21 protein-coding genes are annotated in these 23,761 nt (G+C 59.8%); 11 read left to right on the forward strand and 10 right to left on the reverse strand.

The features are described from left to right. Positions 1 to 41 precede the first annotated feature (41 nt). The 6 genes from ACR0MS_RS13240 to ACR0MS_RS13265 form a co-directional block, all read right to left on the reverse strand. Positions 42 to 914 carry an NAD(P)-dependent oxidoreductase gene (locus ACR0MS_RS13240; protein WP_480573520.1) on the reverse strand — a complete coding sequence of 291 codons (873 nt, stop codon included), beginning with the start codon at positions 912 to 914 and terminating at the stop codon, positions 42 to 44. Positions 915 to 991: 77 nt separating this feature from the next. Continuing rightward, complete coding sequence (gene cueR, locus ACR0MS_RS13245) at positions 992 to 1,381, reverse strand: Cu(I)-responsive transcriptional regulator (protein WP_180887400.1); 390 nt, start codon at positions 1,379 to 1,381, stop codon at positions 992 to 994. Beyond that, positions 1,378 to 3,852: a heavy metal translocating P-type ATPase gene (locus ACR0MS_RS13250; protein WP_480573523.1), complete on the reverse strand. Its 2,475-nt coding sequence runs from the start codon at positions 3,850 to 3,852 to the stop codon at positions 1,378 to 1,380. The genes cueR and ACR0MS_RS13250 overlap by 4 nt, the downstream gene beginning before the upstream one ends. A gap of 116 nt (positions 3,853 to 3,968) precedes the next feature. After that, positions 3,969 to 4,130, reverse strand: a complete 162-nt coding sequence (locus ACR0MS_RS13255; protein WP_480573525.1) for a hypothetical protein — start codon at positions 4,128 to 4,130, stop codon at positions 3,969 to 3,971. A 50-nt stretch (positions 4,131 to 4,180) separates the two neighbouring features. After that, positions 4,181 to 4,801: a pyridoxamine 5'-phosphate oxidase family protein gene (locus tag ACR0MS_RS13260; RefSeq protein ID WP_480573528.1), complete on the reverse strand. Its 621-nt coding sequence runs from the start codon at positions 4,799 to 4,801 to the stop codon at positions 4,181 to 4,183. A 12-nt stretch (positions 4,802 to 4,813) separates the two neighbouring features. Then, positions 4,814 to 5,278 carry a nuclear transport factor 2 family protein gene (locus tag ACR0MS_RS13265; RefSeq protein WP_480573531.1) on the reverse strand — a complete coding sequence of 155 codons (465 nt, stop codon included), beginning with the start codon at positions 5,276 to 5,278 and terminating at the stop codon, positions 4,814 to 4,816. A gap of 303 nt (positions 5,279 to 5,581) precedes the next feature. On the opposite strand from ACR0MS_RS13265, the gene ACR0MS_RS13270 reads away from it, so the two are divergent. After that, a complete protein-coding gene (locus ACR0MS_RS13270; RefSeq protein WP_480573534.1) occupies positions 5,582 to 6,148 on the forward strand; it encodes a TetR/AcrR family transcriptional regulator in 567 nt (188 codons plus the stop codon). A gap of 112 nt (positions 6,149 to 6,260) precedes the next feature. Further along, positions 6,261 to 7,418, forward strand: coding sequence for an acyl-CoA dehydrogenase family protein (locus tag ACR0MS_RS13275; RefSeq protein WP_480573537.1), 1,158 nt, complete (start codon positions 6,261 to 6,263; stop codon positions 7,416 to 7,418). Between the two features lie 133 nt (positions 7,419 to 7,551). Here ACR0MS_RS13275 and ACR0MS_RS13280 read toward each other — a convergent pair whose 3' ends face one another. Then, complete coding sequence (locus ACR0MS_RS13280) at positions 7,552 to 8,466, reverse strand: LysR substrate-binding domain-containing protein (protein WP_480573540.1); 915 nt, start codon at positions 8,464 to 8,466, stop codon at positions 7,552 to 7,554. Between the two features lie 237 nt (positions 8,467 to 8,703). Here ACR0MS_RS13280 and ACR0MS_RS13285 point away from each other — a divergent pair, with 237 nt between their 5' ends. The 3 genes from ACR0MS_RS13285 to ACR0MS_RS13295 are packed head-to-tail and all read left to right on the forward strand — an operon-like array spanning position 8,704 to position 13,239. After that, positions 8,704 to 10,896 carry a dehydrogenase E1 component subunit alpha/beta gene (locus tag ACR0MS_RS13285; protein ID WP_480573544.1) on the forward strand — a complete coding sequence of 731 codons (2,193 nt, stop codon included), beginning with the start codon at positions 8,704 to 8,706 and terminating at the stop codon, positions 10,894 to 10,896. Beyond that, positions 10,893 to 11,927, forward strand: a complete 1,035-nt coding sequence (locus tag ACR0MS_RS13290) for an ACP S-malonyltransferase (protein ID WP_480573547.1) — start codon at positions 10,893 to 10,895, stop codon at positions 11,925 to 11,927. Before ACR0MS_RS13285 ends, ACR0MS_RS13290 begins: the two co-directional genes overlap by 4 nt. Before the next feature lie 40 nt (positions 11,928 to 11,967). Further along, a complete protein-coding gene (locus ACR0MS_RS13295) occupies positions 11,968 to 13,239 on the forward strand; it encodes an NAD(P)/FAD-dependent oxidoreductase (protein WP_480573550.1) in 1,272 nt (423 codons plus the stop codon). Positions 13,240 to 13,241: 2 nt separating this feature from the next. Here ACR0MS_RS13295 and ACR0MS_RS13300 read toward each other — a convergent pair whose 3' ends face one another. Continuing rightward, a complete protein-coding gene (locus ACR0MS_RS13300; RefSeq protein WP_480573553.1) occupies positions 13,242 to 13,943 on the reverse strand; it encodes an SDR family oxidoreductase in 702 nt (233 codons plus the stop codon). A gap of 103 nt (positions 13,944 to 14,046) precedes the next feature. Between ACR0MS_RS13300 and ACR0MS_RS13305 the strand changes: the two genes are divergently transcribed. Next, on the forward strand, positions 14,047 to 14,898 hold the full coding sequence (locus ACR0MS_RS13305; RefSeq protein WP_480573556.1) for a LysR substrate-binding domain-containing protein: 852 nt from the start codon (positions 14,047 to 14,049) through the stop codon (positions 14,896 to 14,898). On the opposite strand, the gene ACR0MS_RS13310 is transcribed toward ACR0MS_RS13305, so the two are convergent. Next, positions 14,889 to 15,791 (reverse strand): LysR family transcriptional regulator, encoded by a 903-nt coding sequence (locus ACR0MS_RS13310; protein ID WP_480573559.1) that lies wholly within the window; start codon positions 15,789 to 15,791, stop codon positions 14,889 to 14,891. The two genes, ACR0MS_RS13305 and ACR0MS_RS13310, sit on opposite strands and share 10 nt — an antisense overlap. A gap of 76 nt (positions 15,792 to 15,867) precedes the next feature. On the opposite strand from ACR0MS_RS13310, the gene ACR0MS_RS13315 reads away from it, so the two are divergent. The 5 genes from ACR0MS_RS13315 (at position 15,868) to ACR0MS_RS13335 (ending at position 23,045) form a co-directional block, all read left to right on the forward strand. Further along, positions 15,868 to 19,080, forward strand: a complete 3,213-nt coding sequence (locus ACR0MS_RS13315; RefSeq protein ID WP_480573562.1) for a reductive dehalogenase — start codon at positions 15,868 to 15,870, stop codon at positions 19,078 to 19,080. A 129-nt stretch (positions 19,081 to 19,209) separates the two neighbouring features. Continuing rightward, a complete protein-coding gene (locus ACR0MS_RS13320) occupies positions 19,210 to 20,076 on the forward strand; it encodes an FAD binding domain-containing protein (protein ID WP_480573565.1) in 867 nt (288 codons plus the stop codon). Then, a complete protein-coding gene (locus tag ACR0MS_RS13325) occupies positions 20,073 to 20,552 on the forward strand; it encodes a (2Fe-2S)-binding protein (protein ID WP_170385330.1) in 480 nt (159 codons plus the stop codon). The genes ACR0MS_RS13320 and ACR0MS_RS13325 overlap by 4 nt, the downstream gene beginning before the upstream one ends. Then, positions 20,552 to 22,807 (forward strand): xanthine dehydrogenase family protein molybdopterin-binding subunit, encoded by a 2,256-nt coding sequence (locus ACR0MS_RS13330; protein WP_480573568.1) that lies wholly within the window; start codon positions 20,552 to 20,554, stop codon positions 22,805 to 22,807. The genes ACR0MS_RS13325 and ACR0MS_RS13330 overlap by 1 nt, the downstream gene beginning before the upstream one ends. After that, positions 22,800 to 23,045 (forward strand): MoaD/ThiS family protein, encoded by a 246-nt coding sequence (locus ACR0MS_RS13335; protein ID WP_480573571.1) that lies wholly within the window; start codon positions 22,800 to 22,802, stop codon positions 23,043 to 23,045. The genes ACR0MS_RS13330 and ACR0MS_RS13335 overlap by 8 nt, the downstream gene beginning before the upstream one ends. Here ACR0MS_RS13335 and ACR0MS_RS13340 read toward each other — a convergent pair. After that, entirely contained in the window at positions 23,042 to 23,746 is a 705-nt protein-coding gene (locus tag ACR0MS_RS13340; RefSeq protein WP_480573574.1) for a lysophospholipid acyltransferase family protein, read from the reverse strand. The genes ACR0MS_RS13335 and ACR0MS_RS13340 overlap by 4 nt on opposite strands. Positions 23,747 to 23,761: the final 15 nt, after the last annotated feature.

A 23,761-nucleotide genomic window follows, 5' to 3' on the forward strand; every position in this document is an offset into this window, starting at 1 on the left:
ATTGGGCCGCGGCCCAAGAGGGGGCAGACAGCCCCCTTGCTTCATCCCAACGCGCGCAAACGCTTGATCAGGGACGAGGTGTCCCAGCGCCCGCCGCCCAGTTTCTGCACATCCTTGTAGAACTGATCAACCAAAGCCGTCACAGGCAAGGACGCGCCGGTTTCATCTGCTGTGCTCAGGCAGATGCCCAAATCCTTGCGCATCCAGTCAACGGCGAAGCCGTGATCGAAATGGTCGTCCAGCATGGTCTCGTACCGGTTCGCCATCTGCCAGCTACCTGCTGCGCCCTGGCTGATCACCTCAACCACCGACCGACCGTCCAACCCCGCTTTTTCCGCAAAATGCAGCGCTTCGCTCAGGCCCTGAACCAGACCGGCAATCGCGATCTGGTTGCACATCTTTGTCATCTGCCCCGCACCGCTATCGCCGATCCGACGGCAGATTTTGGAATAGACCTGCATGACCGGCTCTGCCGTGTCATAAGCCGACTGGTCCCCGCCACACATGATTGACAAGACCCCGTTTTCAGCCCCCGCTTGTCCGCCCGAGATCGGAGCATCGACAAAGGCGATCCCGCGGGTTTTGCCCGCATCATACAGCTCGCGTGTAACCTTGGCAGAAACGGTTGTGTGGTCGACAAAAATCGCACCGTCTGACATCCCGTGAAACGCGCCATTTTCACCGATGCAAACCATGCGCAGGTCATCGTCATTGCCAACGCAGGACATGACGAACTCGGCACCTTCGGCTGCCTCACGCGGCGTCGCGGCCATTGCGCCGCCATGCTGGGCAACCCAGGCTTCGGCCTTGGCTTGCGTTCGGTTATAGACGGTGACGTCGTGACCTGCGGCCTGCAGATGACCGGCCATTGGGTAGCCCATGACGCCCAATCCAAGGAATGCGACTTTTGCCATTTGGTGATCCTCTCTCATGCCCGGCTGGGTCGTTCAGCAGAGACAAATCAAAGCTGCGTGCAAAGGGCAACCCCGTGTTACGCTTTGCCTCCCAAATCTTGCAGGATCGGACAGTCCGGCCGATCATCACCCGCGCAGGCATCAATCAGGTGACCCAATGTATCGCGCATGGCGTTCAGGTCAGCGATCTTGGCCTCGATCTGGGCCAGATGCGCGCGCGCGACCTTCTTGACGTCGGAACTGGCGCGGGTGTCGTCTTCGTACAGGGCCATCAATGTCCGGCAGTCTTCGATCGTGAAGCCCAAAGCACGGGCACGGCCCAGGAAATTCAGCTTGTGTATGTCCTGACTGCGGAACCGGCGGTAACCATTGTCATCGCGCAGGGGTTTGACCAGTCCGATGTCTTCATAATAGCGGATCGTCTTTGCGGGCAATCCGGTCTGAGTCGATACATCACCGATATTCATGGTGCCACCGTTTGCTGAGTTTGTGTGTGTTCTCTTACAGGCAAAGTGGCCCGGACCCTGCGCAGGCGCAGCGCATTTGTGACTACGAAAACACTGGAAAGCGCCATTGCTCCGGCGGCCAAGGCTGGGGACAGCAAAGGCCCGCCAAAGGGGAAAAGCACGCCCGCCGCAACCGGAATCAACAAGACGTTGTACCCGAACGCCCAGCCCAGGTTCTGCCGGATGTTACGCATGGTGCGGCGACTGATATCCATCGCGTTCGCCACCCCGCGCAGATCACCGGACATGAGCACCACATCCGCCGTTTCAATGGCCACGTCGGTTCCCGTGCCAATCGCAATACCAATATCCGCTGCTGCAAGCGCCGGGGCATCATTGATGCCGTCCCCGACAAAGGCCAGCGATCCAAACTGGTCGCGCAGGTCAATGATCGCGGCCAGTTTGCCATCCGGCAGCACCTCGGATGTCACGTGATCAATACCAAGTTTCCGGGCAAGCGACTGCGCCGTGCCGCGATTGTCGCCGGTGACCATCGCCAGAGTCAGCCCCATCGCGTGTAGCCTGCCAAGGGCCTCGGCAGTACCGGGTTTCAGCGGGTCTGAAACCGCAATCATTGCGGCGGCCTTGCCATCGACGGCCAGAAACAAGGGGGTTGCGCCCTCGGCCGCGCGCAGGTCGGCATCCTGTTCCAACTCTGCCACATCCACGCTGTTCCGCCGCATCAGCCTGTGCGACCCGATGATAATCTCTTGCCCGTCAACCAAGGCCCGCGCCCCCAAGCCTGTCAGCGATTGGAAATCCGAGGCATCGGGCGGCACCGCAGGCCCCGCGCGCGTGATCGCAGTTGCGATCGGGTGTTCGGATCGGGACTCAACCGCTGCTGCAAGCCGTAGGGCTTGATCGTTGTCGAACCCGTTGGTCGTCACGATACTCTCAAGCTCAGGCCGCCCCTGTGTCAGCGTTCCGGTCTTGTCCAGCGCCACGACCTTGGCTTGCTGAAGCAGTTGCAGAGCATCGCCCTTGCGAAACAGAACACCCAATTCGGCTGCGCGGCCTGTGCCCACCATGATCGACGTTGGCGTTGCCAGCCCCATGGCGCAGGGGCACGCGATGATCAGAACCGAAACACCTGCGACCAAGGCCATCGGCAAGGCGGGCGCAGGCCCAAACAGCAACCAAGCCGCAATCGTTAGTACTGCAACACCGATAACCGCTGGCACGAACCAGGCGGTGATACGGTCGACCAGCCCCTGTATCGGCAACTTGGCGCCTTGCGCCTGCTCAACCATCCGAATGACTTGCGCCAGAACAGTATCGGCGCCGACACGCGCGGCCTTTATCCGCAGCGCCCCGGTGCCGTTGATGGTGCCACCCACGACCTGATCCGCCTCGGATTTGCCAACAGGGATCGGCTCACCTGTGATCATGCTTTCATCCACAAAGGACGTACCTTCCAGAACCTCGGCATCAACCGGAACACGCTCTCCCGGTCTGATCTGAAGGATATCACCCACCACTATCTCCGAGATCGGGCGGTCGATCATTGTGCCGTCCCGTTCCACTCTGGCTGTTTTGGGCTGCAGGCCGATCAGTTTCTGGATCGCAGCACCGGTGCGCCCCTTGGCCCGAGCCTCCATCGCGCGACCCAGAAGGATCAGGACGACGATGACGGATGCGGCTTCGAAATAGACATTGGCGCTTCCCTCCGGCAGGGCCCCCGGCGCAAAGGTCGCGACCACCGAATACAGATAGGCCGCCCCGGTCCCCATGGCGACCAGCGCGTTCACGTCGGGGGACCTCCGCAGCAGAGAAGGAATGCCTTTTGCGTAAAAGACCCGTCCCGGACCAAGCAGAAGAAGAGAGGTAAGAGTAAACTGAATAAGGTGGCTAGTCTGCGTTCCAACCGTGGCTTGAACCCAATGATGAAAGGCCGGGATCATATGCCCGCCCATTTCCAGCACAAAAACGGGCAACGCCAAAATTGCGGCAAATAGCGTGGCGCGTGTCAGCGAATTGGCTTCTTCCACCTTGCTATGGTCAGCTTCTCCGTCCTCTTGCGCGACACGAGCTGGATAGCCCGCTTTGGTACAGAGTTCAGCCAGCGCCTGCGCAGTGGTTGCCCCGTCGACATACGCCACAGTCGCATGTTCGGTCGCAAGATTGACCTGCGCGTCAACGACGGCGGGGTCATCTGACAAAACCCCCTCGATCTTGCGCACGCATGAGGCGCAGCTCATGCCGGATATGGCCAGCGTCGTATGAGCAAGAGCAGCCGGGTAACCCGCCTGATCCAGCGCGCGTGTCAGGGCAGCAATTGGCCCGGAAAATGAGACCTGTGCGGTCTCTGTTGCAAAATTGACCGAAGCCGATGTAACGCCCGGAACATCGCCGAGTGCGGTCTCAACGCGACCAACGCAAGACGCACACCCCATTCCGGTGACTTTCAGTTGAATTTCATGTGGTGCAGCCATCCGACTCATCCCGATGTGCTTTTCACCCTCTAAATGAGGGTTCCAGTCACAGGAAGGTCAAGGGGATGGGCGCGGATAATTGTGAAATTCGGCGAAGAATTAAGCCCTCACCCGCCTTATCGTTTCGCAAGATGCTCTAACAGCAGAGAGTTGTAGGGTGTTGGCGGAGAGGAGCGCACCGCTTCGGGGGATGCAAAAAAACCCAGCATCAGAATTCCGGTCGACAAGGTGAAACCGGCCAGGCACACAAAAGCGAAATTCAACGTGGAACGCGGCATGAAATGCTTCCTTGTTATCAGAAAATACTCGGAGTTCCGGGCAAGCCGTTTCAGGATCGGCTTGACAGTTGCTGTTTCAGCCTCTCGTTTTCGGCCTGAAGCTGCGCCAGTTGTTGACCCAAGTTGTTCAGATGAGGGCGCAATTCAGCCTCGGTAAACCGCGGTGTGATGTGGCGGGGGCAATTCCAATCCAGCCCCTCAACCCGAATAATGGCGGCGCGTTCCGCCACAGCATCGGCCTCATCTGGAAACAGGCTGGCTGCGGCGGCCTCGCCTTCGGTAAACGTGACCCGCCCCAGAATCTTCAATCGACGCTGATTTGCATAATCCATCAGGATCATGGCCACCCGGTCATTGCCGTCCAGATTTCCGCGAGAGATATACTGCTTGTTGCCGGAAAAGTCGGCGTACCCAATCGTTGTCGGGCCAAGCACTTTCAGAAATCCGGCAGGCCCTCCGCGAAACTGAACGTAAGGCCAGCCAGTTTCAGACACGGTGGATTGATAGAACCCATCCCGCGCTTCGATGAACGCTTTTTCGGCCGGGCCAATCTCATGGCCTTGCTGGGGGCCGCCTTCAAGGAACTTGGCATAAGTTTTGGCGGATCCCATACGTTCCTGATGGGCGCGGACGGAGGGCGTGAACATCAGTTCGGAAAATGCGCGGGGCATGGGCTGTCCTTTCTAAAGACCAAGCTCTGACAGGCTGGGATGATCGTCAGGCCGGGGGCCGCTGGGCCAGTGAAACAGACGGTCCTGTTCCGAAATCGGTAAGTCGTTCAAAGAAGCATGGCGTTTGGCCATCCGGCCGTCGGCGGCAAATTCCCAGTTCTCGTTTCCGTAAGACCGGAACCATTGGCCGCTGTCATCGTGCCATTCATACGCGTAGCGCACGGCGATGCGATTGTCTGAATGCGCCCAAAGTTCCTTGATCAGGCGGTAATCCAGTTCTTTCCGCCATTTTCGCGTCAGAAAGGCGTGGATTTCCGCGTGGCCGGTGATGAACTCGGCGCGGTTACGCCATTGGCTGTCTTCGGTGTAGGCGGGTGTGACGACATCCGGGTCGCGGCTGTTCCAGCCGTTTTCGGCCATCCGAACCTTTTGGATGGCGGTTTCCTGTGTGAATGGGGGAAGAGGGGGCCGGGTCATTTCGGTGCCTTTCAGGTTAGCGAGGCTGCAAGCAATGCGATGGTCAGAAGAATGGGGACATACTGAGGTGAGAATGGGCTGGCACGGCGTCTCATCTGAAGGCTCCAAAGTTTACTGATCGGTACATCTTGGGGCTGAAGGTGTACAGATCGGTAACCTTTGTCAAGTGTCAAATGGATTTTTTCTTCGGGGAGAATTGCTGGTCGGCCCCGTTTGCTGAGAAAATCCTAAAAAAATTGGAAATAGGTTGTAGTCTCTGACCGGCACTAATATGTACAGATCAGTCAAGGATTGAGCGAACAAATGCGCCCGAACAAACGAGATGAACTGGTCCGCAAGGCATTGCAGGTCTTTTATCAAGACGGATTCCACGCCACGGGTATGGATAAGCTGGTGGTGGAAACAGGTGTGTCCAAGACTTCGATGTACAAGCACTTTCGCACCAAGGAAGAGTTGATCCTTGCCGCGCTGCGCCTGCGGGACGAGAATTTTCGCAACTGGTTTCTGCGCCGCATCGAAGACCTGGCCGACCCGCCAGCCGATCAGTTGATCGCAAGTTTCGACGCTTTGGCCGAATGGTTCGAAGAGGATGGATTTCGCGGCTGCATGTTCATCAAGGCCGGTGCGGAGTTTCAGGACAAGACGCATCCGATTCATGTTCAGGCTGCCGAACATAAACGCCTGCTATTGGAGTATTTCACCGATCTTGCACGCAGGGCAGGCGCGTCAGCCCCTGAGAACCTCGCCTGTCAGATCCTGCTGCTGAAGGAAGGGGCCATCGTTACGGCGGTTCTGCTGAAAAGCTGCGATCCGGCCCGCGAAGCCAAAGCCGCGGCAACGGTGCTTCTGGAAGCGGCATTGGCCAAATAGCTACGGCCCGTTCGAATTTCTGAAACGACGTTGCGTTGCGTGCCTTTGGGTGCATTGGATTGGCTGCCGGAGCGGATTACGCTGAGCGAAATTCGAATTGGGAGGACGCTCTATGTCTCTGTTTTCTGCTACATCCGCTTGGGCGACGGACGAACACAAGATGTTTGCTGAAATGGCGAACCGGTTTATGGCCGATGAACTGGTGCCGAATATCGAACGCTGGAATGACAATGGCGTTGTTGATCGGGACTTCTGGCGCAAGGCCGGGGATATGGGGTTGATGGCGGGTGCCATCCCCGAGGAATTCGGCGGTGTCGGCGGCGACATTGGGTTCGACGCGATCACGATGTATGCGCAAACCTCGCATGGGGATGCCGGGTGGGGCTATGGGATTCAGTCCATCGTCACCCATTACATAACAGCCTACGGAAGCGATGAGCAGAAACAAAAGTGGTTGCCCAAACTGGCCTCTGGCGAGATGGTCGGCGCGCTGGCGATGACGGAACCCGGAACGGGGTCTGACGTTCAATCCATCCGCACGACGGCGGAAAAGGATGGGAATTGTTACCGTCTGAACGGCTCCAAGATATTCATCACCAATGGACAATCGGCCGACCTCATTCTGGTTGCGGCGAAAACCGATAAGTCTCAGGGCTCCAAAGGTGTTTCACTGGTCGCTGTCGAAACAGACGGTGCCGAGGGTTTTCGCAAAGGACGTAATCTGAAGAAGCTGGGCATGAAAGCCAATGATACGGCCGAGTTGTTCTTTGAAGACGTGAAGGTTCCGATGACGAACCTGATCGGACCGGACGAGGGTCAGGGCTTTTACCAGATGATGAAGCAACTGCCGTGGGAGCGCCTGACCATCGCAATTGTCGCGCTGGGCGCCATTGATTACGCCATTGCCGAAACGGTGAAGTACACGCAGGAGCGCAAAGCCTTTGGGCAGCGTGTGATGGATTTCCAGAACACCCGCTTCAAGTTGGCAGAATGCAAGACCAAAGCCGAAGTGCTGCGCAGCTTTGTAAGCGATTGTATTGCCAAGCTCGAAGCCGGAACCCTGGACGCAGCGACGGCATCCATGGCCAAGTATTGGGGCTCCGAGGTGCAAAACGAAGTCATGCATGAATGCCTTCAGCTATTCGGTGGTTACGGGTTCATGATGGAGTATCCCATCGCCCGCCTGTACGCGGATGCACGGGTTCAGATGATTTATGGCGGGACCAACGAGATCATGAAGGAATTGATCGCCCGTTCTCTGGATACCTAGATCGACTGGGGTTCTCCCGCCCGTCGTCGATGTTTCTGTCGAAACACCTCCTCCCGTTGGGCATGGCAGGCGCGGACGTGGCCCGCGCCTGCCGCGCGCGTTGCCAACTGGCAGTTAAGTTGAAGGCGCGGTCTCAGTCCGCGTCAGCGCCGTCAGTAACTGAAGCCGCAACCTGATCTTGCAGCCAGTACCGGAAGGACTTGAGCGGCTCAGGCTCTGCCCTGGATTGCGGCCAAACAAGATAGAAATCGCCCAGACTGAAACCCGGACCGTCCCATGCAAGGGCCAGCCGTCCGGACTTCAGGTCGTCATCAACCAAATAGCTGGGCAGCAATGCAACGCCCAGCCCGTGAATGGTTGCCTGGCACATTGTCGAGAATTGGTCGAACAGCATCCCCTGAATGCCCGAAACCTCATGTCCTTGCACGGCGAACCATTTCTCCCATGCGTCGGGGCGTGTTTCCAATTGCAGAAGGGGCGCTTTCAGCAACCACTCGATGTTGTCGTTCCGGTCGGGCAGCAGCGCGGGCGCGCAGACCGGAAGGACGTCCTCTCGCATGATGGGAAGATAGTTGACCCCGGTCCAGTCTTTGCGGCCGAAATGGATCGCGGCATCAAAGCGGTCGCGGTCAAAATCAAAGGGGCGCAGGCGTGTGTTCAGGTTCACCGTTACCTCGGGGTGCTTGCGGGCAAAGTCCTGAAGGCGCGGCGCCAACCAGTGCATTCCGAACGCGGGCAGTATCGACAGGTTCAGGGATCCGCCGGTCGGGTTGGCCTTTAGTTTCAGCGAAGCCTGCGCCAACTGATGCAAGGTCGCGCGGGCCACCTGGACATATTCCTGTGCCGCAGGCGTCAGGTTAAGGCGCATATGGGTGCGTTGGATGAGGTCGACGCCCAACTGTTCTTCCAAGGTTTTGAGCTGCCGGCTGATTGCGCTTTGGGTTAGGGACAGCTCTTCGGCGGCGGCCGAGGCGCTTCCCAAACGATCCACGGCCTCAAGCGCCAGCAGCGAGGGGATCGAGGGCAGAAACCGACGAGGCGCAATCATATGACATTTCCTCATACCTTTTGAATGGAATATCACTGGCCTTTCGTGTGCGCCAGTCCGATACAGAGATCTGGATTCACCTGCGGCGAAGGCGCCTTGGGGCCGGGCTGGATGGGATATGTTGGCGGTGCAAGGGGCAACGGCGACTTTCCGTTGCCAAAACTGTGTGAAGCCTGTGACAAAGAGAGTATCCCATCGTGGATGCTGCTGCGAAACAGTTTTTGAATGAGGCCGCTGATGGATCGCGCTCAGATCGTTCACGACAATTTTCTGACCCGGGTTGCGCAGGGGGATCTGCCAGACGGTCCATTGCCTTGCCCGGGACTAAGCAAGACAGATGCGGTTTCCCTGTTTCGATCACAGGTGCTTAGTCGTGCGTTGGACCGGACCAGCCGTGCGATGCAGAAGGCGGGGCAGGGGTTCTATACCATCGGCTCCTCGGGGCACGAAGGGATGGCTGCGGTGGCCCATGCGTTGCGTCCGACCGATATTGCGTTCCTGCATTACCGCGATGCGGCGTTTCAAATCGCGCGGTCCGAGCAAGTGCCGGGTCAGCAGATAGCGTGGGACATGTTGCTGAGCTTTGCCTGCTCGAAAGAAGACCCGACATCGGGAGGGCGGCATAAGGTCTTGGGGTCCAAGGCGCTGATGATTCCGCCGCAGACATCTACGATCGCAAGTCACCTGCCCAAGGCGGTCGGGGCGGCCTATTCATTGGGCGCGGCGCGGCGTCACGATCCTGAACACCGGGAATTGCCCGAAGATGGAATAGCGATGTGTTCCTTTGGCGATGCGTCGGCCAACCACTCGACAGCGCAGGGCGCGATCAACACGGCGGGGTGGACCAGTGTTCAGTCAACGCCGTTGCCGCTTTTGTTTGTGTGTGAGGATAACGGGATCGGTATTTCGGTGAAGACGCCCACCGGGTGGATACAGGCATCCATGCAGCACCGACCGGGGATAAAATACTTCCAAGCCAATGGGCTGGACATCTTTGAGACTTTTGCCGTGGCAAAAGAAGCCGCCGATTACGTCCGCATCCGACGTAAACCAGCCTTTCTGCATCTGCGCACAGTGCGGCTGTACGGTCATGCCGGGGCGGATGTGCCCACGACCTATTTGTCAAAATCCGAAGTTGAAGCGGATGAAGCGAATGATCCCCTGCTGCACTCGGTGCGCCTGCTGGATCAGGCGGGCGCGCTGACACCCGGTCAGGCGCTGCAGATTTACAAGGACATTTGCGCGCGTACCGATCGCATCGCGGCCGAGGCCGCCACCCGCCCGCACTTGGCCAACGCGACCGAGGTCATGACAAGCCTGATCCCACCGACACGCGCCTGCAAGCCGACAAATGGCCCGAGCGCCGAGGCGCGCGCGACCGCGTTCGGAGGCGATATGCGCGCGATGGACGATCCCCAGCCCATGAGCCGTCTGATCAACTGGGCGCTGACTGATTTGATGCTGGAACATGGCGAGATTGTCTGCATGGGCGAGGATGTCGGTCGCAAGGGCGGCGTCTATGGCGTGACCCAAAAGCTGCAGCAAAGGTTCGGGCCGGATCGGGTGATTGATACGCTGCTGGATGAACAGTCAATTCTGGGGCTGGCGATCGGCATGGGGCATAACGGGTTCATCCCGATCCCCGAAATCCAGTTCCTGGCCTATCTGCATAATGCCGAAGACCAGATCAGGGGCGAGGCGGCGACATTGCCGTTTTTCTCGAACGGTCAGTTTTCAAACCCGATGGTCCTGCGGATTGCGGGTCTGGGGTATCAGAAAGGGTTCGGTGGGCATTTCCACAACGACAACTCTCTGGCCGTACTGCGCGATATTCCCGGGGTGATCATCGCCTGCCCGTCGACCGGATCGGACGCTGCGCAGATGCTGCGCGAATGTGTGCGATTGGCGCGGGAAGAGCAGCGCGTTGTGGTGTTTCTGGAGCCCATCGCGCTGTATCCCATGCGCGATCTGCATGAGGCTCAGGATGCGGGGTGGATGACGACCTATCCATCGCCGGATCAACGCATCGCGCTGGGAAAGGTTGGGGTGCACGGTGACGGGACCGATCTGGCCATCGTCACCTATGGCAACGGGCACTACCTGTCACAAAAGGCGCTGCCGGCTTTGCGGGCGGCCGGGCTAAAGCCTCGTGTCATTGATATGCGCTGGCTTGCGCCACTACCGGCCGAAGCGCTGCGCGCGGCTACCAAGGGATGCAAACATATCCTGATCGTGGATGAATGCCGCCGGACCGGAAGCCAGTCCGAGGGTTTGATGGCCTTTTTTGCCGAAAACAGCGCCGATACCCCTGTCACACGAGTCGTGGCCGAGGACTGTTTTATCGCAACCGGCCCCGCCTATGCCGCGCCGCTGCCATCCGAGGAAGGCATCATCGAAGCCGCGCTCAAGCTGACCGGAGGCCGATCATGACCCGCACCGCTGTTGTCATCTGTCCCGGACGGGGCACCTATAACAAGCCAGAGCTGGGATACCTGCACCGCCACCACCGCAATCGCATGGACATGTTCCGCGGGTTTGACGCTATGCGTACTGAGGCCGGGCAAGAGCCTGTAACCGATCTGGACGGCGCGGGGCGTTTTGCGGTCAGCAAGTATTCGCGGGGGGATGTGGCGTCGCCATTGATCTACGCGGCATCCCTGTCGGATGCGATGGCTCTGGCAGACGATATCGAGGTGGTCGCCGTCACCGGGAACTCGATGGGGTGGTACATTGCTCTGGCCGTGGCGGGCGCGTTGTCGCCCGAAAACGGGTTCCGCGTCGTGAACACCATGGGGACGCTGATGCAGGATCACCTGATCGGTGGGCAGCTTGTTTATCCTTTCACAGATGAGACCTGGAAAAACGATCCGGTCCGTAAGGCGGACTTGCTGGCCGATGTCGCGCGGATCAATGCGATCGACGGTCACGATCTGGCATTGTCGATCGACTTGGGCGGCATGTTGGTATTGGCGGGCAACGAGGTGGGACTGAAAGCCTTTGAAACTTCTCAGCCCGTTCTTCAGGAGCGGTTCCCGATGCGACTGGCGAACCACGCTGCATTCCACACGCATCTGCAAGCGCCCGTCGCCGCCGAAGGGCGGTTGCGTCTGGGGGTTGAACTAATCGGCCAACCAACCCAACCCCTTATCGACGGGCGCGGCAAAATTTGGTGGCCCGGCGCCACCGATACGCAGGAACTTTGGGATTATACTCTGGGGCATCAGGTGACGGAGGCTTATGATTTTACCCGCTCCGTACAGACCGCTGCCCGCGAATTTGCCCCCGACCTTTTCATTGTCACCGGCCCCGGCGCAACGCTGGGCAGTGCGGTTGCGCAGTCACTTGTTCAGGCAAACTGGCGCGGGTTGAAGGACAAGGCCGCGTTTCAGGAACAGCAGGACACGCAGCCCATTCTTCTGGCCATGGGGCGCGAGGATCAAAGGGCTCTTGCAACCGGCTGACGCAAGCCGGATGATCCGACCAATTTTCAAGGAGCAGCCCGTGCGCGATCACGACCAGTCCCTTTGGCAAAAGACCTGCCGCGAACGGGTCGAAAGTACCGTGCTGACAGAGACTTTGACAGTCGATCTTGCGGTGATTGGCGGGGGGTATACCGGCTGCGCGGCTGCGCTGACCGCAGCGCGGGCTGGGGCGTCGGTCTGTTTGCTTGAGGCGCAAGAGATCGGGCATGGTGGATCGGGCCGCAATGTGGGTCTGGCCAATGCCGGATTGTGGCTGCCGCCCGAGGAAATCCGGGCGCATCTGGGGGCAGAGTCGGGGGATCGCCTGATCAACCTACTTGCTGCCGCACCTGCCGATGTCTTTGACTTTATCAAGCGGCACGCGATTGATTGCGAACCCGTGCACAACGGAACCCTGCATTGCGCCCATTCCGGGGCGGGGTTGAAAGACCTGCAAAACCGCTACGCGCAGCAACGCGCGGTGGGTGCGCCGGTTGAGCTGTTATCCGCAGATCAAACGCGCCAACGTACAGGCAGCGCGGCTTTCCACGGATCGCTTTTTGATCCACGGGCCGGAACCATTCAGCCGTTGGGCTACGTGCGCGGGCTTGCAAGGGCCGCGTCCCAGGCCGGGGCGCGGGTTTATACGCGCAGTCCGGTTCGCTCGCTGACACGTGATGGGGATATCTGGGTGCTTGACACGGAACGAGGCTCGGTGCGGGCCAAGGCCGTGCTTCAGGCCACAAACGCCTATCATCAAGGCCTTGCGGCTACGGCACCGGCTTATGTCCCCGTCTACTATTTCCAGTTTTCCACCGCCCCCTTGTCGGACAACCTGCGCGCCAGCATTTTGCCGGACGGTGAAGGGTGTTGGGATACTGGCCTGATAATGACTTCGTTCCGCGTCGATCAGGACGGCCGGTTCATTATCGGTGCGATGGGTGACCTTGCGCATGCGGGGAGCGGTTCACACAAGCGTTGGGCCAGGCGCAAACTGGCTGAACTGTTCCCGCAACTGTCCGACCAGCCGTTGATCGAGAGGTGGCACGGGCGGATCGCGATGACCTCGGATCATATCCCCAAGATCACTGAGATCGGCCCAAATGCGCTTTCTGTCCATGGGTATTCCGGGCGCGGCATCGGGCCGGGAACCGTGTTTGGCCGACTGGTGGCTGAAAGCCTGTTGCGCGAAGATCGCGATCTCTTGCCCGTCCCTTCGGTGTCGGACTATCGCGAAAACTGGACCGGTCTGCGCCGCGCCTATTTTGAAACCGGCGCGGCGTTGACTCATTTTGTCAAAGCGCGGTTTTGACCTCAGACCGACCGGGTAATGCCGCCGTCAACGCGAATGTTCTGGCCTGTGATGTAACCTCCGCCTTCTGACGCAAGCAAAGCAACGACCGAGGCGATCTCATCATAGCTGCGCCCATATCGGCCCAGAGGAATGCGGGCGCGGAAATCCTCGTTCTCGGGCAGGCTGTCGATAAATCCGGGCAGGACGTTGTTCATGCGGATATTGTCGGCGGCGTATTTGTCCGAAAACAGCTTGGTGAAGGCGGCAAGGCCCGCGCGGAACACGCCCGAGGTTGGAAACACGGGGTCAGGTTCGAACGCGGCAAATGTTGAGATGTTTACGATCGAGCCACCGCCTTGCGCTTGCATGATCGGCGTCACCAGCCGTGTTGGTCGGACGGCGTTCATGAAATACACATCCATTCCCGTGTGCCAGTCTTCATCGGCCAGGTCCAGAATGGGCGCGCGCGGCCCGTGCCCCGCCGAATTCACAAGCACATCAATGCGCCCCCAATGGGCCATGGCCGCATCGACCAGTTTCTGAAGATCGCCTGCCGATTGGTTCGATCCGGTCACACCAACCCCGCCCAGTTCATGCGCCAATGCCTCGCCTTTGCCCGACGAGGACAGGATGCCCACTTTGAAACCGTCCGCGGCCAATCGGCGGGCGGAATCTGCCCCCATGCCGCTGCCACCTGCCGTAATGAGCACTACTTTCGTCATCTCAAACCTCCGATGTCTGATGTCCTAAAGATGCGCTCTGACCGACGGTTTGACCAATCAGTTCTTCTGTCTTTATGCTGTAGAAAAACTACAGGATAGGCAGATGACTGCTTTGCCCCCACTGAACGCGCTCCGCGCCTTTGAAGCTGCGGCCCGGCACTTGAATTTCCGGCTTGCCGCAGAGGAGCTTGGCGTCACTCAGGGTGCCGTGGCGCAGCAGGTCCGCGGGCTTGAGGCGCGGCTGACGGAAAAGCTGTTTCAACGTCTGCCGCGCGGCCTTGCCCTGACCGAGGCGGGTCGTCGTTTTCATGCGCCACTGCGCCGGGCGTTCAGGTTGATTGAAGAGGCCGTGGATGAATTGTCCAGCGATCGACAGGTTGTTGTTTCTGTCACACCCAGCTTTGCCTCAAAATGGCTGGTGCCGCGTTTGCCAAACCTGACAGACAGGCACCCAGATATCACGGTCAAAATCGACGCTCGGGAACGGCTGGCGGATTTCAAGGGTGACGGCGTGGACATCGCCGTGCGGCAGGGACGGGCACCGTTTGGGCCCGATTTGACATCAACCCCATTGTTTTCAAGCGCGTTCGTGCCGGTCAGCAGTCCCGAATTGGCGCGCCAGATCGCGCGGCCAGCGGACCTTTTGGACCATGTGCTTCTGAACGATACGCATGGGTTATGGCCGCTGTTTCTTGAACACCTTGGGCTGGTTGGGAAGCCTCGGGTGATGAGTTTCAGCCAGACGAGTCTGGCCATTGACGCTGCTGCCTCGGGGCAGGGGATTGCGCTGGCACATGAACCTCTGGTCGCGACGGAAATTGCGTCTGGACAGCTTGAACGGCCCTTGCCGGATGTTCTGATCGAAGACCTCGGGTTCCATGTTGTCACCCCGGCAAAACCGCGGCAGCCCGAATTGGTTGCGTTGATCAAGAACTGGCTGCTGTCTCAATCCTGAAGGGTGGCGGCTATGCTCTCGATTCTGTCGCGCAACCAGAGATGAGCTGGATCATTGGCAAACCTCTGATGCCAGACCATGTAGATCGAGACAGGTTCGCAGTGAAACGGCAAAGGCGCGCAATCCAGCGCGGCAAGAGGGCCGCGTTTCATCAATGCCGTGTCGGTTGATATCAGATCGCTTCCTTTCACAAACGAAGGGATGGCGTTGAAATGGGGCAGGGTAACGGTGGCTGGCCTGATCTGGCTTTGATCCACACCCCGCATGACCGCGCGCGAACTGCGCCCGTCCGTGAACCGCACCTCGACATGTTCCGTTTCGCAATAGGTTTTCCAATCGGTCGGCGGCTGGCGGCGGTTTCCGTCGTAGTAGATCATCAACGGGCTGCTGAGGACACGTTTTTGAAAGATGTCCGGCCCATCCGGTGGCAATGGGGACAGCATCAACTGACACCGGTCGCTGCGCAGTAGGTCCGGGTCCGGCACGCCCGAGGGAATAAAGCCAAGCCGCAGTCTGATACCTTCGGCCCGGACCGTGCGGAGCAACGTGGGGAAGATCAATTCGCGCGGCATGTCGTTTGTGGCGATCTGTACGTGCAAATCTTCGGAAAGCGGATCGAACGGTCGATCGTCGGTCAGGGCGCGCATCCCGTCCAACACGCGCTGCACCGGGTCTTTCAAGGACAGCGCCCGCTCGGTCGGGGTCAGCCCTTGACCGGAGCGGACGAACAAAGGGTCGCCCAAAACATGTCGGAGTTTGGCCAGCGTATGGCTGATCGCTGACTGGGTCACGCCCAAACGGTCAGCAGCCTTGGAAACCGAATTTTCATCGAGGATCGTGAGAAAGACACGCAGGACTTTGCCGTCCAGATCAGTAAAATCAATTTTGCTCATGCAGACTATGATTATTCATGAATGGATTGGAGGTCCATGACACATTAGGAAACTGGTAGGAAACAGGAGGCGCGCGATGGGGATCCGCTTTTTCTCGGACAAGAACAGGCCGGTCCATATGGGGTCGTACCCGTTGGAACGGCTGGCCCGGCAGACCGCGATGCCTGATCTGACCGGGGTCCGTCAGATGCCAGCTCTCAATTTCCACCGTTCTGATCGGCCTGAAAGTATCGTGAATGCGATGGGTGAGTTTCAGGCGATGATGGATGCGATCCGCGACGGGTTCGTGAACCCGGTGCCCTCCGAGATACCCGCAGATCCGACAGAGCGTGCCAACCACCTGAAGGCGTTTGGGTATTTCAGCGATGCCTCCATGATGGGTTGCGGCCCGCTGCCTGCCGAGGCTTTGTTGCCCGAACCCCGCCGCAACCCCGATATTGACCGTCTGGCTCATGCGTTGAAGACGCGCCAGACCAAGACGCTGGCCTCGGGCATTGATCTGATCATGGCCGACCTGAAAGAAAGCATGGAGGCCGAGCCGCGCCCCATGGACCGGCATCGTCACGCCATTGTCTTTTTGTACGAACGCATCCGCGATCCCGATCCGAATGAACCCGGCGCGGATTGGATCATGGATGCGCAGGATCACCGCGCGTGTCTGCTGGCCACCGAGAACGCGGTGGTTATCGCCAACTACATCCGCATTCTTGGGTTCGATGCACGGGCGCACACGGTCATGTCCTCCGAGGTCGATTTGGGCAAACTGGCGGTCGCTGCCGGGCTTGGCTCGGTCGAGGATGGGGAGGTTATTGTACCGTGGTTGGGCAAACGGTTCGGGCTGGCGGCCGTGACGACCGAGATGGAGATCACGCACGACCAGCCTTTGGCACCGATGGCGCAGCAGCCGTGGTTTCGCACCCAAGGTCCCGCATGGTGGCTAGGCACGGGGTTTGCCAAGAATGCGCTGAACCGGGACTCTTATGCCAAGCGACGCTATGTGGATGGGGCGCATCCGTTTGAAAAACTCAAGCGGGTCGATGCGCCCACTACCTATATTGATGGGGAAAACGTCGCCCGCGTCCCCAAGCGCGCCGACATGTTTGCCCGTGCGCAATTTGGCGATATGGGCAAAAACCTGCAAGACGCGGCGAAGGGCGGTTATTACGTGCGCAAAGCGGCCCCCAGTTTTGCTCAACGTCGGGCGCTGGGCGCGTTTGTGTTGTTGCAGGATGGAGAGAGCGCGGACACCCCACCCCCGACCGATGCCGCGCGGAACGCTGCGAATATCAAGGCGGCAACCTATTTTCTTGGTGTTGATGCGGTGGGCCTTAGCCGGTGCCCCGAATGGGCGTGGTATTCCCATGATGCGACGGGGGAAGAGATCACACCGCCCCACGACCAAGCCATCAGCATGATCATCGACCAGGGCTATGAAACGATGGAGGGCGCAAGCGGTGATGACTGGATCAGCGTCGCGCAGTCGATGCGCGCTTATCTGCGGTTCTCGCTGCTGGGCGGGGTGATCGCGCAGCAGATCCGCAACCTCGGCTACAAGGCCCGTGCGCATACGGTGATGGATGGCGAGGTGCTGCAACCGCCCCTCCTGTTGCTGTCCGGGCTGGGTGAGGTCAGCCGGATCGGAGAGGTCATCCTGAACCCCTATCTGGGCCCGCGTCTGAAGTCCGGCGCGGTGACCACAGATATGCCGATAACGCATGACAAGCCCATTGATTTCGGCCTGCAAACCTTTTGCGAAAGCTGCAACAAATGCGCCCGTGAATGCCCCTCGGGTGCGATCACCGCCGGGCCAAAGCTGATGTTTAATGGCTATGAAATCTGGAAATCCGACAGCCAAAAATGCGCTACCTACCGCGTGACCACTCCGGGCGGCGCGATGTGCGGGCGGTGCATGAAGACCTGCCCGTGGAACCTTGAGGGGATTTTCAAGGAACGCCCTTTCCGCTGGGCTGCGATGAACATCCCCCAAGCCGCGCCCGCGTTGGCAAAACTGGATGACACTGTCGGCAATGGCGGTCTGAACGACATCAAGAAATGGTGGTGGGACATCGAACTGCAATCGGACGGCGCCTATCGCCCGACCGGGCATCCGTTGAACCGGCGTGACCTGCAAACCGATCTTGACCTGAAATACGAGGACCAGACACTTGCGGTCTACCCCGCCTATCTTGCGCCGCATCCCTGGCCCTATCCCTTTGCCATGGACCGTGAGGCCGGGATTGCCGCGTATCAGGCGATGGTGACTGCCGATGAATACAAGGCGCGCAAAGCGGCTGGTGATATGTCCGTGATCCACCGCTACGCGATCGCGGGCGATGCCCCGGTGATGCGCGTTGAGCTGACGAGGGTCGGCAAGATGACGGCGGATGTGACCAAGTATGAATTCTCGACACTGGACGGCTCGCCCTTACCCGAATGGACGGCGGGCGCGCATTTGGACGTTCTGGTCGCGCCGGAATACCTGCGGCAGTATTCCATGTCCGGTGACCCGTCCGACCGCATGACCTATCAGATCGGTGTGCTGCGCGAGGATGACGGACGCGGCGGATCGGCCCTTTTGCACCGGATTTTCAACGAGGGGCGCAAGGTCTTCATCTCGAAGCCCATCAACCATTTTGAACTGGACGAAAGCGCGACGAAAACCTTTCTGATGGGCGGCGGGATCGGCATCACGCCGATGATCGCCTTTGCCCATCGGCTGCACGCCTTGGGCAAACCGTTCGAGCTGCATTATTCCGCCAGCACCCGCGCCGGTGCCGGGTATCTGGAGGACTTGGCAGGGATGCCTTGGACGGATCATGTGCACTACCATTTCTCGGACGAAGGCACGCGCGCCGATCTGGATGCGATCCTGAAAGACTATCAGGACGGCTGGCACGTTTATACCTGCGGGCCGGACCGGTACATGGATGGCGTCATGCAGGCGGCTGAGCGTCAGGGCTTTCCCGAGGATGCGCGGCATCTGGAGTATTTTTCGGTCCCTGAACTTCCGGAATACGAGAATCACGACTTTACGCTGAAACTGGCGAAGTCAGGCCGCGAACTGACCGTGCCTGCCGACAAAGATGCTGCTCAGGTGCTGAATGAAGCGGGTGTTCACGTGGATGTGAAATGCGCCGACGGCATTTGCGGTGTCTGCAAGTGCGGTGTGATCTCGGGCGAGGTCGAGCACCGAGATTTCGTTTTGTCCAACAAGCAGCGCGAGGGGGCTATCATTCTTTGCCAAAGCCGCGCCGCGCAACCGGACGGTGTGATCGAGATCGACCTCTGACCAGAGGCTCAGAAACGACATTTTGAATCACAAAATTTGGTCGCTCCAGCCATGGACGCGGGGGCGGTGCTGCACTAACGTCCCCTGCGAACCCCAGTGAACCCTGATCAACAGGTGCGAGGTATTTTCATGGATTATCACAGCCCCGCCAGTTTTGCCGAGGCGTCGGCTCTGGCTGCAAGCGCAACGGGCGTCACCCGCTTTCTGGCTGGCGGAACAGATGTTCTGGTGCAGTTGCGCTCGGAACTGGTCACGCCCGATACGTTGATCGACATCAAGAAGATCGACGGTGTTAGCGACATCACCCGCAATGCCGATGGAAGCTGGACGCTGGGCGTTGCTGCCACAGGTGCCGAGATGAGCGAACACCCCGAGCTTGGCCGTGACTGGCCCGGCGTGGTTGAGGCGATGGATCTGATCGGGTCCACGCAGGTGCAGGGGCGCGCAACGCTGACCGGCAACCTGTGCAATGGCTCTCCGGCGGCGGATTCGGTGCCTGCGATGGTTGCGGCAGGTGCGACCGTGACGGTCACTGGCCCCGATGGTGAGCGCGAGGTGGCGGTCGAAGACATCCCCACCGGACCCGGCAAGACGTCACTGACCAAGGGTGAGGTGATCTCGGCCGTCAACATCCCCGCGCGCGGAGACAACGCGGGCGACGCCTATCTGCGGTTCATTCCACGCACCGAGATGGACATCGCCGTTGTTGGCGTGGGTGTCAGCCTGCGTCTGGACGGCGACACGGTGACCGAGGCCCGCGTCTCGCTTGGCGCGGTCGCGCCGACCGTTCTGCTGGTTGACGATTGCGCCAAGGCCATCATCGGCAGCACTCTGGATGACGCCGCGCTGGAAGCGCTGGCGACGGCGGCATCGGCCGCCTGTAACCCAATCGACGACAAACGCGGTACGATCGCATTCCGCACCGAGGTCGCTGGCGTTCTGGCCAAGCGCGCCGCCAAAATCGCCTATGCCCGCGCGAAGGGAGAGAAAGCATGAGCAAGCTCCACGTATCCACCACTGTAAACGGGGATGAGGTCGATTTTCTGTGCGACCCGCGTGAAACCCTGCTGGATTGTCTGCGCGACAAGCTGAACCTGACCGGCGCGAAAGAGGGCTGCGGCACCGGCGATTGCGGCGCGTGCTCGGTCACGGTGGATGGCCGTCTGGTCTGTTCCTGCCTGATGCTGGGCGCCGAGGCCGAGGGCAAGCAGATCGAAACCGTCGAAGGTATCGCCGATGGTGACGTGCTGCATCCGCTGCAACAGAAGTTCATCGAACACGCCGCCCTGCAATGCGGCATCTGCACGCCGGGCATTCTGGTGGCGGCCAAATCGCTGCTGGAGAAAAACCCCAACCCGACCGAGGAAGAAACCCGGTATTGGCTGGCGGGTAATCTGTGCCGCTGCACCGGCTATGACAAGATCATTCGCGCCGTCATGGAAACGGCAGAAGAATTGCGGGAGGCGTCGTAATGGCTCTGGACGATCGTAAAACGGATTTCACTTTTGTCGGTACTCGCCCGAACCGCCCGGACGGTTTGGATAAGGTAACGGGCCGCGCCAAGTTCGGTGCGGATATGTCAGCCCCGGGGATGCTGCACGGTGCCATCCTGCGCTCGCCTCACGCCCATGCGCGGATCGTGAAGATCGACACGTCCAAGGCCGAGGCGTTGAAAGACGTCAAAGCCGTCGTCACCCGCGCCGATTTTGCCGAAGTGCCGTTCAAGCCCAGTCTGGAAGGTGAATTCTGGAATGTGCTGGAAAACGTCATGGCGGGTGAAAAGGCGCTCTATGACGGGCATGCAGTTGCGGCTGTTGCGGCGACGTCTGCTCTGGCGGCGCGCGACGCGTTGAAACTGATCGAGGTCGAGTACGAGGTTCTGCCACACGTCACCGACGTGGACAAGGCGATGGCCCCTGATGCGCCGGTCATCCGCGAAGGCGCGGCGGATTATTCCGTGCCCGAGGGGATGCATCCCAACGTCGTGCGCTATCACGAAAGCGGCCATGGCGATGTCGAGGCCGGGTTTGCCGAGGCTGATCTGGTGATCGAAGACAGTTTCACCACCGAGGCGACCCATCAGGGCTATATCGAACCGCACGCCTGTCTGGGGATGCTGGGTAATGACGGCAAGGGTGAGTTGTGGTGCACCACCCAAGGCCACTGGATCGCACAGAAAACCTGTGCTGCGCTCTTGGGCATCGAAACCTCGCAATTGCGTGTCACTGCGTCCGAGATCGGCGGCGGTTTCGGCGGCAAGACAACTGTATTCATCGAACCCGTCGCGCTGGCGCTTAGCCGCAAGGCCAACCGTCCGGTCAAGGTTGTGATGACCCGGTCAGAGGTGTTCCGGGCGACCGGCCCGACCGCGTCGGCGTCGATGGATATCAAAATCGGGATGAAGAAGGACGGCACGATCTCTGCCGCGCAGGGGGTATTCCGCTTGCAGGGCGGGGCATTCCCGGGTGCGCCCGGCGACATGACCGCCATGTGCGCCTTTGCGCCTTACAACCTGACCAACGTCAAACAGATCGGCTATGACGTCATGGCCAACCGTCCGAAACAGGCCGCTTACCGCGCGCCGGGTGCGCCGATGGGTGCGTTTGCTGTGGAGTCGGTGATTGACGAGCTGTGCAAGAAGCTGGGTCTGGACCCGGTCGATGTGCGCCTCAAAAACGCAGCCCATGAAGGGACCAAGGCCAGCTATGGTCCGCGCTACCAGCGGATCGGTCTGGTGGAAACGCTGGAAGCGGCCAAGGCGCATCCGCATTACTCGGCCCCGCTGAAACCGGGGCAGGGGCGCGGGATTTCCTGCGGGTTCTGGTTCAACCACGGCGGTGAGACAAGCGTGTCGCTGGCTTTGTCCGAGGACGGCTCGGCCCAGTTGATGGTGGGGACGCCCGATATTGGCGGCTCGCGTGCGTCGATGGCGCTGATGGCGGCCGAGGTGCTGGGCATTCCCTATGAAAATATCCGTGTGACAATCGCAGATACCGCGACGCTGGGCTATAACGACGTCAGCCACGGTTCGCGCGTGACCTATGCCAGCGGTCTGGCGACGATCAAGGCGGCGTGCCATGCTGTTGAGAAACTGAGCGAACGCGCGGCGGCCAAGTGGGGCATTCCGGTGGACGCGGTAAAGTGGGAAAACGGCTGCGCTGTCCCGTCCGGCCCCAATGCCGGAGATTTCGATCCGATGCCACTGGCTGACATCACGGCCAATATGGGCAGTACCGGGGGGCCGATCTCGGGCCATTTCGAGGCAACGCCTGAAGGTGCAGGCGTGTCCTTCGGTACGCATATTGTGGATGCCGAGGTTGACCCGGAAACGGGTAAGACCAGCATCACCCGCTACACGGTCATTCAGGACGCGGGCAAAGCCATCCACCCGACCTATGTGGAGGGACAGTACCAAGGCGGTGCCGCTCAAGGGATCGGTTGGGCGCTGAACGAGGAGTATATCTATGGCGAGGATGGTCGATTGCAGAACTCGATCTTCCTTGACTACCGTATCCCCGTCGCCAGTGACCTGCCCATGATCGACACGGTGATTGTCGAAGTCCCCAACCCCGGTCACCCGTTCGGCGTGCGCGGAGTGGGCGAGACAGGCATCGTGCCGCCTCTGGCCGCTATAGCCAATGCGGTATCGCATGCGGCAGGTGTGCGGATGAAGCAACTGCCGATGTCTCCGCCGCGCATTCTGGCTGCGCTCAAGGACAATGGTTGAGGTTCACCTCTGGTCTAGCCTTCGGTTTTTGACCGGGGGCCAGCAGGTGGTTGAGGTCGACGCCAAAACCACGGGTGAGCTGCTACAGGAACTGGTGCGGCTGCATCCCCAGTTACAGGGGCCGATAGATGCCGGCGTGTCCATCGCCATTGACGGGCGCGTTGTTGCCAGCGGTCTGACCGAGCCGATCCCCGAAGGCAGCGAAATCTACCTGATGCAAAGGCTGAGGGGCGGTTAGCCCATCGGCGACCACGGCTCACGCCCAACCATCCGGTCAGCCTCGGCAGTGATGTCGTTCATGTGTTTCTCAAGGCTGAGGCGCAGCGCTTCGATCTGGTCTTCGGTCGCTTTGCGGGGAACGGGATCCGTCCATTCGCGGCACAAAAAGACGCCTTCATTCCGCCAAGGGCGCGGCATCAGAAGACGATCCCAGGTTCCGGCCTCGCTGCCGTGTTTGGCCGAGAACGTGATGCCAAAGACCCGTTTGCCCGAGGTGCGCGCCCAGATCAGGGGCACGGTCGAGGACACACGTTCGGGCCCGCGCGGGCCATCGGCGGCGATCCCGATCGAGATACCCTGTTTCATCTTTCCGAGAACTTCGCGCGACAAGGCGACGTGTCGTTTGTGGCTGGACATGGCAATCGTGTCCATGCCGAACAGTTTCTGCACCCGGCCTACCATGCTGCCTGCACGTGCCGACGAGGTGATCGAACAGATGCGACCCTTGTCCAGCGGAAAGAAATAGGGCGATTGCGCCAGTCGCTGATGCCACAGAACAACGATGACAGGCTCGCCTTCTTCGGCCAGTTGGTCCAGTTCTTCATACCCGATGCGCTGCCATTTGGTATTGCGGTTGACCATCCGGATATAGCTTGCGATCCGCCGCGCGGCCCAGTTCAGGACGGCTTCGCTGTCGGCAATTTTCTTGCGGAGGTTCACGTCAGGCGTCCTTCT

Source organism: Ruegeria sp. CJ2, assembly GCF_056536745.1.